This window comes from Pedobacter fastidiosus (assembly GCF_014306625.1).
In the GTDB taxonomy this organism is placed as follows: Bacteria; Bacteroidota; Bacteroidia; order Sphingobacteriales; family Sphingobacteriaceae; genus Pedobacter; species Pedobacter fastidiosus.
The window spans coordinates 162,891-177,792 of sequence record NZ_JACRYL010000007.1; the positions used below are offsets into that span (position 1 = coordinate 162,891).

A 14,902-nucleotide genomic window follows, 5' to 3' on the forward strand; every position below is an offset into this window, starting at 1 on the left:
TGAACAATACCCCAAAAGCAAGCTTGAAAAATCACCAAGGGGTAATTTAGACATTCCTAATATTTGAAAAAGTTAATTAGGTGCTCATAGCACATATCTTCGATTACTGAGTTACCAAAGGCGGGGCAATCACAAACCTTTTTCCCCTAGGTAGTCCAGACGAAATTCCCTGGGATTCCGACGCGGTTATCTGAAGATCTATCTGATCTGCAACAAGCTGGTGCCAGAGTGCATTTCCGTGAAGTCCATCAACCGTATAATCTGCAAAAAAATTATTTATAGCGTTCATTGGGGTATTAATATCAATTACCTGGATGCCATACTCAGTTCCCAGTTCCGACAGGGCAACATTGAGGGCGCCTATCCGCTCAGGCGAGGCCTTAACATAAGCCGATACCGAGGCATCAACTGGGGGGCAGTTAATTAATTTGATATCTTTCTTCGCCCAGCCAAGCGACAACAATTTTTCAATAATGACTACTTTATACTTTGCCTTAAAAACCGATACTGGATTCTGGGCATTTGTCTTTGATAGCGCATCGTTGACAATCGCCTCGACAAAGACCTTATTAAACTGCGGAACATATGCGTACCAGGCATCCCCCTGTATCGAAAGTGTCGTAAGTCCATTGTGTTCACCAGCATATTCAATACTGTTGGTCGACGGGTAATTGTTGTCCAGTGCCTGAACGGTTCTGCCAGACTGGTAAAAACGGGCAAAGTTCCTGCCATACTTTACAGCAGAATACCGAACGAAACAGGCCTGGGCGAAGTCTGGCCCAGTTGGCTGAAGCTGTGAATCACCGACCCAGAGATCCGTCTTTTGCGCACACAGGCAAAATGGGAATAGAAATAAAATAAGGGCAAGGATATTTTTCATATGGATTATGGTGTAACTCTAATGCCTTTAACGCTCATGCCCGATTCAAGCGCATTTATAGACCCGTAAAGCTGGGTATTCTTCGAAACAGCACTTGTTGCAGACCTTCTTAGCGTCCATGTGCTTCCATTATCCGTCGAGGAATAAAAGTTTACATTCCAATAAACCGCTCCTGCCACTGCTTCTATCTTTAGTTTTGTTGTTGCAGACTGAGGCAAGGCATACATATTGATATCGGTTCCCCCATCACTTGATTTTGCAATCCTGCTCATCGCAGACATATTCGGCTGGACATAAGAGGCAAAATCGATGCCCGCATAGCCTTCGCCATAATCCTGTGTAGATAGACCGAAGACAAGGTTTTTTCCGACCCAAGAGGCATCCCAGCCAACCTCAATGGAGGTTACCGCCCGCGTAGAATGTGGTCCGGGATCAGCTGAGTTGGCCACAACAGCCCTGGCCTCAGCGGTAGAGATGATCTGCCCGCTGGTCTGCGTAAATGTCCCGCCCAAAAATTTGTCAGGAACAACAGAAGCCGTCCCACCCGAACCAGAAACGCTAAAAGCATTGCTGTTATAAAGCCACACCGAGGCATTCCTTCCCGGATATGGCCTAACCCTTACACCCACTTGCCCCACAGCCCTTGCGCCGTTTACGTTTACCGGTTTTGCCACAACAACTGCCTGCGTAGCCCCGGCATCCAGTGTATATTCATAATCGTTCAGGCTTTCGAAACCCGAACTGTTGGTCCAGTCGAATGTCTTTGAAACATCGTCCACCACACCCATTGTTGGCGCAGAAGGCGTGTAGTTTCCGCTACCTTCACCTCCTAATCCAAGAGACTGTAGGTAAGATAGCTTAATGCCGATCGTTCCGTCCGGCAGGGTCTCGAACTGTGCAGGGGAAAGGTTTACTAACGGGAGTTGTGCCGTATCCACTTTGCCTCCTATCAGTCTCGCTTTGTTTTCGAGCGCATTGTTTATTGCCGTAACTGTAGGATATCTGCTGTTGGTGACATCTGGGGCGAGCGAATTCTGCTTGTTGGAAAGACTCTCCTTTAAAGGATCGGAGGCAGTGCCTAACCCTGAAAGCAGTTCGCTTCTCTTAACATACCGCATTTCGCCGGTCTTTCCAATCACCAATATACTATCGCCCTTAGTTCCCGGAACTGGGTTCTTTAAAAAGGTTTTGCCATAAATGGCTACACTTCCAGAACCGGATGGATTACCCGTCCGGACACTATCGACGTTGACTACCGATATCTGTGCAAAAAGATTATGCGAGAACAGGCAGCAAAGAATAATGGTTGAAAATCTACACATCATAAAATTATTTGTTGGACACACGGACCGTCCTGACAAGGCTCGATCGAGAAATCCGAATTAAAGTGTTGAATTTAACCGAATGTAAAAAGCCAGTTTGACAAATCCCGTGTTTTGGTTGACCTAAACCGGAAAAGAACGGATGAACAGATTGCCCATGATAACAAGCTTGATTTTCGTCCCGGAATAGGTTTATAAAATTGTAAGCAAACATGAGAAGGTTTAAAGATCAGCAAAGGAATGTTTGGTATTAATATAAGCTTGAAGTCTATCACTATGAATCAATGGCAATGATGCAATGCGTTCTGTTGAGAAAAGTGCGGACTTTGCAAGTCTAGGATGACCGATGGCTAAAATTACATTCCATCGGGATTAGAAAAATATTTATCTATCTTTAAGTATAGTGATCGCAAAAAAAACCAGTTGTCAACTCAAATGAAAAACTTCGCCTAAAGCCCTTGGATAATAAGCTCGGAGATGCACGCTCAAAAAACAATTGTATCTTAAGGTAGTTGAGATTGCCGTTAGGAACCCTAACCGCCCACTTTGTACTGATTTTTTTTGAGGAGATCAGGTATTGTAGAAGGATCAAATTTTTTGTCCAAAGTTTCCTTTCCCACTATAATCAAGACGTAATTGAATATTTCTGAGTCTATGCTCTCCCGATATTCACCATATGAATTATTGTAAACCATCGAATTACATGCTCTCTTATTTTGCCTAAATATGGTATCGCTTACATAAGAACATATTTCAGTTTTGGAATTTGTTTTTTCATTATAGTAATAATATCTTGTATTTCTTTGGTTAACCAAGTATTGACCCTCTTTAACACACAGAATTCCATCCCTTGGGATTTTGTAAACTACAGTGTTCTTATTTATTTTGCTTTTAACCCCAGCTTTCTGATTAAATAATATTAAGACAAAACCTTTGAAATTTTCGGGGATTAAGTATTCCTCAGATAGTATCTTATCATGTTTACAAGCCAAAAGACAGCATATTAAAACTATAAAAACAAAGTGTTTCTTGATCTGAAATTTAATTTTAGGGTTTAGTAGATTTGTCATCTCTTCTATCAGATAAATTATATTTATCGGGGAGTCTTTCAAAATGGCGATTATTCCTACCCAAATGTAAAAGAATTACGCACTAAAGTATACAGTCGGCTGATTTCCAATCATTTTAAGATATGTTTTTTATCTTTTATCGATTCGGTCTGTAAAACCTGTATAAGGCTCGAATTTTTACTAAAAACGATACGTTCTAAGTTCTTGCGTCGCCTCCGGAAATTACTGTGCATTAACACCGAACTTACGCTTAAAAAATTTAAGCTATCCTGACGGATAGCAATAGGGACTAGAGGGAGCTATGGGGTTTGGTAGGAAGTTAACCTAGTTCGATTCCAACAGTCGACAATTTATAAAGACTTTAGCATTGACATCATTTTTACCAATCTTTCCCAAACACGGGATTAAAGTTGAGCGCACACTTTGAACTGGAATCCGGTGACCATTCTCAATAGAATAACCCATTACCGTCAAAAAACATGAAATTTCGAAATTAAGTTCATATATGGATTTAAATATAGCTTCATACAACTACAGTTTGAACATGGCTTCTCCAGAAGGCATTATCAATATGTTAACGCTTTTTAACAGTATGATATTTCGATATCAAAATCATTTAAAACTTTTTCAAAGAACTCGATTCCTTCTTTAACAATTGTATGCTTAAAGGAAATTTCAATAATTATCTTCTATCAACTGAATCTGGATAAACATCATAGATTTCACCACTTTCTATAAATCTCAAATATGCATTGATTTTTTCCTGCAAAACGGATAAATGGTAATATTCATCGTCCCAATCCAAATGATCAGAAATTGTTAATGCAACTTTCTTAGTTTTTCCATCTATTCCTATGAAATCAATTTTATCAACTTGTATTACTGACATAAAAATTTATATTATTTTTTGGCATTACAACCTCACAATATTTTCCTTATTGCGTTTTGCCATAAATTCATAATCTTTAGTCAGTTAATTTGCAATCAATAATACTCATCAGAAATCTGTCTTATAAGAAAGTCTAGAAAATCATCTGCATATCTTGATCCGTCTGAAAGCCGATAAACTGGGAACTCCCCACCATCATCAGTTTGTTGCAAATCAAAGAAAAATGTTTCACCCATATCATTAGTCATTATAGCAAGTTGATCTTCGGACAATATATTGTTCTTCCTGTCCAATAAATTTCTATAAACTATGTCTCCACTAGGAATACCATCATTACTATCCTTGTAGATACTAAAAATTTCATCTCCATATATCTCGCCTCCCCTAAAGTGTTTAAGCCACCAAATATAAGTTTTAGGGAATTTTATGTTAAGATCAAGTTCCGCTTTAATTATTAGCTCATCAGAAATCCAATTTCCATATTCTGAAAAATTTACAAAATCTGCGTTTTCTTCAATTAGCTTACTTATTAAATTTAATCTATCCATTTTTTACATGGTTTGGCCGAAAGGCACGATTCCCAATGCTCAGATTTCCATTTTGGCAAAATCTTTCCCAAGACACGCAAAATGAGCTTATACAATTATATTCAGCTACTATATAATAATTTAAGTCTCAAACATATTCTCATTGTATCGTAAGTCCTTTTGTTCTAAAACAACTCTTGCTAACGGCCACATATTGCTATTCTACCTTTTCTATTGGAATTGAAAACTTCGGAGATTTATAATTATAATGAGGATAGTTTTTGAAGAAATGTTCAGGAACACCCTGTAATATTTTCAGATTGCCGTCTAAAACTTTCATTCCCAGAGCAACTTTATTAAGCTTTGCTAAACGTTGAAGGAACACTATACTATCTATTTCTCCAGTTTTAATTAATCTTAATGATTGAAGGTTAATTAAGTTACTCAAATGTTCATAATCAAAAAGGTTTTTGGCATTATAAATATCAACGCAATAAAGGTTTTTATTTGTCAAGCTAAGGTCTTCCAGGCTAACTAGTTTTTTCGCACCATCCAAATTTAACGATTCCAAAAAAGTCAACTTAGCAACACCATTCAAATTTACAATTGATGAACTAATGAGGTTTATACACTTTATTTTTTTCAAACTGGAAAGTTTGCTCAAATCATATTCGTTGAAACAGTCGATCCATAACCATGAAAGCTTTTCACAGCCCCTCAAATCTATATGTTTATTCCAAATTATCCCTAAAACTTCTAAGTCTTTAAGATTTCCGAAATCAACTTTTGAACCTACATTACCAACTCTTAATTCCTTAAGCTTCGTCAAATGATTTATCATTTCAAAATTTAAATTCTCGTCAAGCACTTTTAGACTTTCTATCTGAGTGATCTCTCTAAGAAAGTCTAAATTTGTAATTTTGCTATAATAAGAATTGACCATGATGCTCGTAATATTGTTAATTTTGATATAATTAATCAATTGATCGATCCTAGAAAATTCAATAATTAGGCTATCCTGTGCATCCGGGCTTAGTTTGCTTTTACTTTTAAAAAAAGTAAATCCGTCTTTGTTATATGTTACTTCCATTTTTTTTACTGTCCTGGTACTCTTCTAATGTTATACGTCTCACCACCTTGACCAATTGTTCCACCGTAACTTTTTAACACCGCACCCTCTAATTCGTTCAGCGACGTATATCCTGACCCATTTAAAGGAATAAACTGTGTTTTACCAGTATATGATGCATTTGCTTTAGCGGCAGTTCCTTTCTTTGTAATATCTAGCAACTCTTTCAATGATGTTTTTGGTCTTTCAGCCAAGTTTTTGGCTTGGCCAACATAAACTGTATTGGTATTAAACTCATGAACATAAACACCCTCAACATTGGTAAAATCTTTTAGCGCCCCTTTTGCAGTAACATCCAAAACTTTGTTAACTCTGTTACTAATTGAAAAGCCAACTTCCTTAAGCAATGGAGAGGCCACCTCAAATGTCCTTGAGATTACAATTCCTGACGCATACATCATTGCTGCTTGACCGAGATAGTTTATACTTTCCTTGTCCTGTTGGATCCTTCCTTTCTCAGTTTTGGCTTTATTATCATTTAATGCACTAGCTGCTACTGCTCCAACTATAAATTTAAAGGCAACATTGTATGCAGCTCCAAATCCAGCCGTCAGCATAGTTGCTGTTACAGCAAATCCTGTTTGATTTCCTTTGGAAACGTATTCTTCAGCTAATTTTGGATCAATCTTAGTTAGCCGTGCAGTTTCTTCTCTTATCGTGCGATTTGCATGTGCACCTGATTCTACGTACTCCAGACCGTCTCGATCTATCCCATCGATTGGTCTATTGCTTGCGAACTGATATGGTGTCAATTCAGGATATTTGGAAGTTATCGGATCCACACTCAAAAACCTGCCCAGCCTCGGATCATAAATCCTCATCCCATAATCCTGCTGGTTGCCCTCGCCCTTGACATCATTGTCGTTTTCTTTCCCATTAAAACCATAACGATAGGCAGAAGCACCGGGATTAGTGTAGTTCCTCCCCTGCATCTGTCCTCCAAAGGCATAGTAGTCGCTCGCGTTCACCACAGTCGGCTCTAAGACAGCGCCATTCTGTTGCGGGTTGTCGTTTACCACAGCCATCACATTGCCCAGGTGGTTGCCCAGTTCAAAGAACTTCAGCCCCCAGCTGTTCCATACCGAACCGCCGTTTGCCGAGGCCAAGTTAACATCCGGTTTCCACATTCCCAAATGGCTGCTGCCATAAAGCTGCTGTTCCTTCCAGCGGGTCACCCCGCCGGTCTGCTCATATACCGCAAGCGTGTTCCCCTGTGCATCCCTTACATAGTAGGTATCCAGGCTTCCCGCAGTCTTGCGCACCCTGTTCCCCATCGCATCATAGCTATAGGCCAGGTTCACATTCCCCGTAACCGTCCTGATCTTTCCATAGACCGACCAGCCTATGTTCGTAGCCGTTCCATTTTCCGTTTCGCCCGTCAGGTTCCCGATCGCATCATAGCTGTAGTTCCCGTTGCCCAGGTCGGTGCCGTTAGTTACGCCCGCCGCATCCCTTACCGATGCCAGACGGTTGTTGGCCAGCCTGCCCGAAGCATCCAGATTATATCCGTAGCTCAGGTTGTCCATCAGCGCCCCGCTCTGGTTCTTTCTCTTTAAAGTCCTGATGTTTCCGTTGGCATCATAGGCAAATTCTTCCCTGAAGGCCTCGCTTGCCCCGTCAAAGCTCCAGTTGCCAGCGGCTCCGAGACCCTGCTGCCTAAAGTTTCTGATGCGGTTCAGCTGGTCATAGCCATAAGTATAGCCCACCGCAGCGCCGTTGCCGATCTGCGATACCGCATAGGTACTGCTGGCAATATTTCCGTTGTAGAGGTTTCTGCCACCTGAGTTTGCATTGCTGCCCTGATGGGAAAGGCCAAAGGCCTGCCCCCCGCCGATGGGACTATAATCGCCGGTATAGTAGCCCAGGCTAAAGGCCAGTGCGTCCTTCCCAACCTGGGGCCCGTCCCCGCCGATGTCCCCGTTCAGTGCGCTTGCGTTCACGCCCTTGAGCCAGCCCTGAAGGGTATAGGCATAATCCATCCCCTGAACCTCGTAGGTTTCCCTTCCAAGTACCGTCCGGGCCAGCGGTCCGTGCAGGTAATATTGGTAACTGGCATCCTGCCTTCTGTCGGGAGCCGTCAGCGTGCTTCCGAAACCGTAAGGGGAAACATTTGCCTGAACGGCGCTCCAGGCCTTGATCAGCCTGTTCTCCGCATCATAGTCGTACTGGTAGTAAAACTGGTCAGCCGCACCTTGCTGATAGGCCAGAAAATTTACCTTACCGCTCACCAGATCATATTCGTAATCCAGTGTCTTTAGGCCAAGTCCCTGTACCTGCTGGTAGAGTTTTTTTACATTCCCCCCGAGATCATAGCTGTAGTAGCTGGCGTTTACGATGTTACCGCTACCCGTTTCCCTGTAGATGCTGGCAGATACCCGTTTGCGCAGGTTGGTCTGTACCAGAGCGCTCGGAACACCGTTTCCAGAAGCCACATTATCATATTGGGTCTGGGTTACTTCGTTATTGGTTCCAGAGGAACGGAAATTGTTCACATCGGCGTCATCGAGATAGCCTGCATCCCCGAGACCCAGGGCCCCGTGTTTACGTCCTACCTCGACAATGCGTCCAAGTACATCATAGGCAGTATAGCTATAATCGCCCTCAGTTTCCTGCTTCGCGTTCCTGCTGGCCACCAGCCGGCTCTTGTAGTCGTACCAGAACCGGCTCATCCCGGCATCCGGCGTCTGTTGCTCCACCACCTGGTTGGTGGCATTGTAGGCATAGCTGGTAACCAGGTTATGGGCAGGATAGATACCATTGAACTGGGTCTCGGTACTGGTATTTTCCGCGATCGTTGTCGCAGAGCCCACAGGCGGTACATTGAATCGGTACCATAGGGGCTCCGGCGAAAGCTGGGCGCCCATACACTTACTTGCGGCGTTGAAGGCAATTTCTCCTGCACCCATCAGCCTTCCCGGGTAGATCCGGAGCTGCTTGAGCATGCCAAAGTTCCTCGGCATGGCCAGCGGACTGCTGGTAATCGCCCAGGGACATCCCGCACCCGGGGCACCGTTTACGGCGGGATACTGGGTTCCATTGACCCAGAGCTGCAGGATTCCGTGCGCCAGATCTGTACCCTGTACCACCACATGGGTCCAGGGCTGGAGCGGCAATATTCCGCTAACATCCGCGGTCACATGGTTGCTCAGTACGAGCGATACCTGGTCTGCTCCGGTCTGGCTCAGGGAGAAAATATCGACATTGAGCAGGTTTCCGTTCTGGCAGACCTGCATCATATATTTCATGTCCGGCGTAGCTGCGATAAACTGTCTGGCGCCGCTCGCCCCGGCATACATCCAAAACTCGAGGGCACTGTTTCCGCTGCTCTGAAGCACATTGCTCAACGACTGCAGCGCAGTATTTTCATCCGATGCAACCGCGGGACCGTTATAATTACAGTCGTCCAGCGCCAGCCCCTCCCGGTTTTCTCCGACCAGGGCGATCTCGCTATCGCTCAGCAGGGCTACCCCCTCGGGCGGCACGGTCCTGACCAGATTGCCGGCGAGGTCGTAATAGTAAAGGGTATAGTGGTAGAGCTGCTGCTCGGCCTCCAGACGGACCATCGCTTTCGCTGCAGAACAGGTCGAGATGTAGGCGTCCACAAACTTCCGCCTTTCCTCAGAGATATAAACAGAATATTCTCGGTCACCGGCATTATAGCCCATATCGATCAGCGACTTTACGCATGCATATGGGTCAGCTGGCGCATCTGCAAAAGGAGGTCTGTTGCAGAGCTGGGCGGAGGAAGCATCTGCTCCGAATGTTCTGTACTGGGCGGCGCTCAGCGCAAATCCCGTTCTGTAGTTGAAGTAGTTCGCAAGGATTATCTCATAGTTCGACCAGCCCGGTTGGGATGCCGAAGCAAAGGCACCGTTGAAATCGGCAAGATAGGTATTGTACTGGGCTCTGGAAATACAGCCTCCGCTGTTCTGAAGAAATACCGGAAGCAGGATATCGGATCTCAGTAGGTATCTACAGTTTCCGCAACCGGACAGAAGCGTACCGAAATCCTCCAGATCCAGATTCATGGCCGATCCATAGGTTGATTTCAGGAAGGCAAAAAACTGGCTGTCGCTCATTCCCGATGGCCTGAGCTCGGTCAGTCTGGCGCAGATTTCCGGAGTGGTGCCCGAGATGTAAACATCGGTAGCCTGCTGGGGCTTATCGTAGGGATAAGCGCCCTCAAGTATCCAGGGGTTAAGTTCATTTGTAAAAGCCTGGATGCCAAGGGTAGCCTTGATCACCTCGCCGAAATTCCTGCAGGAATCGCCGTTAATAAACAAGGCAGTTGCATTCGCTGGCAGGCTGCTTGCACCAAATGGATGCGTCCGGTCGCCGCCACGCCTGCACATTTCGATCAGATTGGCCATCAAGGCAGGCTTAAGTGATGAATAGACGGCTAAGCCCGGCTCCAGTCGCTGCATCCAGACTTCGGCATTTGCCGTACAGTTGTCCGAAACGGCTGAGGCAACCGCATTCTGCTGCTGCTGGATGCTCTGCGAGCCGCTGATCGCTGGAAGCGTATGGTCGGCCTGCGGAAATCGGGTTGATTTCCCGGCATAGCGGGTCGCACAGGACGGCTCTTCTGGTCCCGGATTTCCGCACAGTACCCCACAGGCAAAATAGATGTCACCCTGATCGAGCGTCTCATTGGGTACCGAGAATTCGGCATAGGTGGCACCGACAGGGAGCAGTACCGAACGGTAAAATTCTATGCCCATGCCGTGGGCCGCTCTGTAGATATCCACATAGGTATCCCCGGTACAGGTATTGGCGCGTTTTGCAACAATGCTCACCCGCAGGCCATAGGCGGCATAGTCGGTAAGATATTCGTAACTGTTGTAGGCATCAAAGTCGGTGTCCAGACAAGGTGAGCTTGCGCTCAGTACCTGAACCGTTCCGGCGCCCCTTGCCGCAGTGCCTGCCCTTTCGGCGCTTCGCTGCGTCTGGACACTGTCGATCCGCTGCATCCTGGAGCCATCCTGGCTCCGGAAATCCGCTACCCATACGTCCCGGAATACCTTATAGCTGCCCTTGGCATTTTTCACCGCGAAATAATCCTTTTTTACGAAATCCCCAAAATACTGGGTCATGCCAGTCTTTGCTTTTGCCGACATTTTGCTAGCCAAAGGGGCGGTCAGGCTTACGGCATAAACCCGGTTGCTATTCTGGTCGGCCTCAACAGTCTGGCCGCTGCTCTGAAAACCCTGTATCGCGGCTTCAACATCGCAGGGCGTGATCAGCGAGGGATCGACATTGTCGCCAATGATCCCCTGCCTCTGCGGGGTGAGTACACAGGGATTTCCACCCCCGCCGCCACTGCCCAAAGAGGTATAACAGATAGCTGCCCACACATTGGTATAATAATAAACCTGTGAATTGTAATAAACGGTAAAACAGTTATAAAAAGAAAGACCTGTACCGATCGCGCTGTTACAGGAGAAGTCCGGCATGCTATTCGCCGAATAACCCGTAATCATGGTATAGCTGTAGCGGTATCCCGATTGGTCAACATAATATTGGTCCGTCCCAGTACTTCCTTGGGCGAACAGATCGCCTGAGGACTGGCAGGCCAGTGGTATATTTTCCGTACAGGCAATCTCCCATACGTTGTTAAAGCGTGCTGTAGAGGTTCCCAGAACAATATCGATACAGCTGTAAAACTGTGCAGCAACACTGCCAGAAGCGCAATACGGAGCGCTTGAGGGCTGGCTGCCGGGAGTACCCGCTACATAGTAATAGGTGGTCTGTGAGTTCGCCGGGTAGTTAAAGCTCCGGTAACTATCCGAAGCGAGCTGCACGCTCTCACTGCTCAGTGTCCTGCTCTGGCAGGTAGGACTGGTATTATTGCCCAGGGTAATGGCAATCGGTGTTCCTACCGGACAGGCCGAGGCACAGGTTGTGCCTGCACGCAGGGCATCATAATACTTTTCCTTGAGATCCAGGTAAAGCGACTGATACAGGCTCCATTCCCTTTCGGACAGCCGGCAGTCCGGGTTCGGTGCACAGTTTGTCCAGGCATCCGGGTTCGCACTGGTGTTGAAATTTCCCGAAGGATCTGAGCAGTAAAGAGTGAAGTCGACAACCTGCGAGAGGTTCTTTATGGCGTGGGCCTGTTCGCCGGAGACCCTTCTCGAATATTCTGACAGGTCCAGCGCCATATCGCTTCGGTATGCTGCACCCGGACCGCCAATAGAAAAATAGGGGTCTGTGTTCAGGAGCCAGTCTACGGCATTTGCGTAGCTGTACCCTGCCTGCTGCGCGGTCTTGGCCGCGAGCTGTTGGTCCCATAACTTTTGGGTACTGTTCTGTTCGCAGAATTCCAGCTTGCAGTATTCTGGATGAAAAGCGATAAACTGCTCTGCCCATTCCGGCTTCCAGTAGGCTACCAGTTCTGCAAGTGTGAAGGAGGCGTCATAGGGAGAGGTTATACTGCCGTCTTCCCGGGTAACCAGGCTGGCCTGGTAAAGCGGATTGGCAGGTAGGAGCGCCGCAAAGGCACCATTGTGAAAATTTAAGGAAATTACGTTGATCCCAGGCTCGGCGAGGGATCCGTCAGCACCAAGGGGCGCATATTGGCCGCCCGGAGAGACATCCAGCAGCATCGGTCTCCTATATACATCACAGGGCGAGGCCGGCGCGGAAACGCAGCTGGACTCCAGTGCCGAGACCGTTGCGGCGATCGCGGAATAAAGACCGCTGATGTAAGCCGAATACTCAGACGCATCCTCACCCAGTTCGGTGATCCGCCCACTGAACATCGCCGTAAAATCGGCCTCGCTGCCCAGTCTTGCCCGGGCAGAGGCACAGTCGGAAAAACATTCATTAAAGTTCAGTTTTCCCAGCTCGTGAAGGATAAACTCCGAGCGTTTTTTGAGCGTCCCGTTCTGGGTGCCGGCAGTTACATAGGCATCGGTATAATCACTGATCACCTTCTGGCTGAGACGGAAGGTAAAGGTCACAAAATAGGACTCGATCTGCGGAAAGTTGATGGCAATGGGCGCAAATGCGGGCTCCGCGTAATTGCAGTCAGCGGTCCTGGAACCGATGGTGCGCTGGCCCGAATTTGAGTACATCACCTGGCCGCAGTCGTTTGTCACCATGACCGACAGTTCGTAATAGCAGCTGCTGCAGGGCTGGAAAGCGCCACCCGGGTATCTGCTGACCAGTTTTTCGATATCATAGCTGAGCGTAACCGGACCGGTCACGCTCGGGGTATAGGTTGTAGTAGCGGTAAGGATAAGGGCCGTACTGTTGAAGGCAAACTGTTCGGGCTTAAGGAGTACCGTATTGACCAGCTGAGGTGCCGGCCGGCCATCAAGCGCATCCAGATTTGCAGGAGCATTTCCCGCAAGTGCCGTTGCGATCGTCTTGCCCGAGGCATTGAGGTAGCTAACCGACACCTGTCCGTTCGGATCGACTACGGTATTCTTGAGGTAATGCTCGGCATACCCGACATCGTTGCCGAACAGCCTGTCGAGCTCCCACTGGCTGGGCTTGTCGTAGAAGTACCGCGTGGTGTGCTTTTCGTTAAGTCCGGGCTGGAAGATCTGGCCAACCCCGCCCTGAAGCCTGATCCGGCCGGTATTGTCCGGCGTATACTGGGTCACCGAGAGCGGATAACCCGCGGCATCCGGTGTGTAAGCGGTAAAGCCGAATGTATTATATGGGGCCTGGACAAGAAACGGATTGTTAGGCGAATAATACCGGGAGGCGCCCGACTGGGTGCTCAAGGGTGAGGGAAGGGGTTCGCAAAGCTGACTGTTCAGGTCGGAAAAACTGTAGGGAACGTTGTTGGCGTTCCTGTTGAACCGCGAAAAATAATGCAGGTATTCGATGCCCGATGCGCTCTCCTTCACCGGAGCGGGAAGAATGCTTGCCGTGGCCCTACCGAAACTGTCGTATATGTTTTCCTGAACCACCGCAACATGGTCGCTGCTGTTGAGCGTTGCGGTCTGTCGGCCCCGTAGCGTTCCGTCGAAATAGCTGACCACTTCCTTTTTCTTCCCTTCCTCTGCATAGACAGCGCTGTACTGCCAGTTCAGGTTCTGCTCGTGCCAGGATAGCGGCCATACCGCATACATGTTGTTGTCGTCCTTTTTATAAAACCATTGCCCTTCGTTGCGCAGCCCGTCCGCAGTGTAGGCAACCTGCCTCATACGGACGGCGATGAAGGCCGAATTGTAGACCAGCGAGATTAGCGTATTGTTCTCGTGCGTAGTGATCCTGGTGGCATTGTTCCTGAAAAGCTCCGCAATCTGGGCATCGGTATAAAAGCCCGCACCGGAAGAGAGGTCGCTGGCCATCTGTCCGTATTCGCTGTCACTGTCTACGGTAGACCACTCGATGTCATATTCCTGGGCACCGCTCACCAGCTGCCAGCTCAGGGAAAGCTGTGTATTTCCATTGGTCGGGGTTCCCGAACTTAACCGCTGGGCGCTTCCCTTTCCGGGTGGCGAAACCGCCTCCCCGTTGATGCCCATAAACAGATATGGCCTGAAAAGGTAGGTCCGGTCGATATTGATCTGGCTGGTCAGCTGGAGCACGGGTGGTAGTTCTGCGCCGTATTCTGGACTGCTGACCGAGATGACATAGACCTTTACCAGATAGCCGTTAGTGAACCGGTAGGTATCTGTTCCCTGATACACCGCGCCACTTTCCTTCGAATACCTGACCTGCAGGCCCGCCGAATCTATCTTGGTCGGTTCACTTTGCCCGGGCGTACTAAAGTATTCCACTCTGAACAGCATCCTGCAGCTGAAGGACCGCGAAATGGTCTGCTCGTCTATGACCTGGAGGGTGACTGCGTTCTGTACCGAGATGTTGCTGATCTCCGACCAGTTGAAGGCGGCGTTCCTGAACTTCTCGTCTTTTACGAAAAGGGAATCACCAGCCTTGACCTGCCCCTTGATAAAGTTCTTATAGGGCTCTATGGCAGCAAAGGCACTAATCTTAAAAAAAAGCACCAACAGGACAAAAAATACAAAACGGAAGGTTCCCGACATAGCTTAAATGTTATTGTTCTTAAATGTATCATCTTCGGGCCCAAGGGCGCCGACAGGTTCCGGCCCCTGCCGGAAATCCA

At 47.2% G+C, this 14,902-nt stretch carries 7 protein-coding genes; all 7 read right to left on the reverse strand.

Annotated features, from left to right (window positions below; genetic code table 11):
* Positions 1–103 precede the first annotated feature (103 nt).
* The gene (locus H7U22_RS09645; protein ID WP_187071150.1) at positions 104–880 is read right to left on the reverse strand and encodes an SGNH/GDSL hydrolase family protein; all 777 of its coding nucleotides are present in this window, start codon (positions 878–880) and stop codon (positions 104–106) included.
* Between the two features lie 5 nt (positions 881–885).
* Positions 886–1,659, reverse strand: a complete 774-nt coding sequence (locus H7U22_RS09650; RefSeq protein WP_222621831.1) for a hypothetical protein — start codon at positions 1,657–1,659, stop codon at positions 886–888.
* A 1,076-nt stretch (positions 1,660–2,735) separates the two neighbouring features.
* On the reverse strand, positions 2,736–3,272 hold the full coding sequence (locus tag H7U22_RS09655) for a DUF6843 domain-containing protein (RefSeq protein ID WP_187071152.1): 537 nt from the start codon (positions 3,270–3,272) through the stop codon (positions 2,736–2,738).
* A 682-nt stretch (positions 3,273–3,954) separates the two neighbouring features.
* Positions 3,955–4,161: a DUF6572 domain-containing protein gene (locus H7U22_RS09660; RefSeq protein ID WP_187071153.1), complete on the reverse strand. Its 207-nt coding sequence runs from the start codon at positions 4,159–4,161 to the stop codon at positions 3,955–3,957.
* Between the two features lie 95 nt (positions 4,162–4,256).
* Entirely contained in the window at positions 4,257–4,709 is a 453-nt protein-coding gene (locus H7U22_RS09665) for an SMI1/KNR4 family protein (protein ID WP_187071154.1), read from the reverse strand.
* Positions 4,710–4,905: 196 nt separating this feature from the next.
* The gene (locus tag H7U22_RS09670) at positions 4,906–5,778 is read right to left on the reverse strand and encodes a hypothetical protein (protein ID WP_187071155.1); all 873 of its coding nucleotides are present in this window, start codon (positions 5,776–5,778) and stop codon (positions 4,906–4,908) included.
* Between the two features lie 5 nt (positions 5,779–5,783).
* Positions 5,784–14,822 carry an RHS repeat-associated core domain-containing protein gene (locus H7U22_RS09675; protein ID WP_187071156.1) on the reverse strand — a complete coding sequence of 3,013 codons (9,039 nt, stop codon included), beginning with the start codon at positions 14,820–14,822 and terminating at the stop codon, positions 5,784–5,786.
* Positions 14,823–14,902 lie beyond the last annotated feature (80 nt).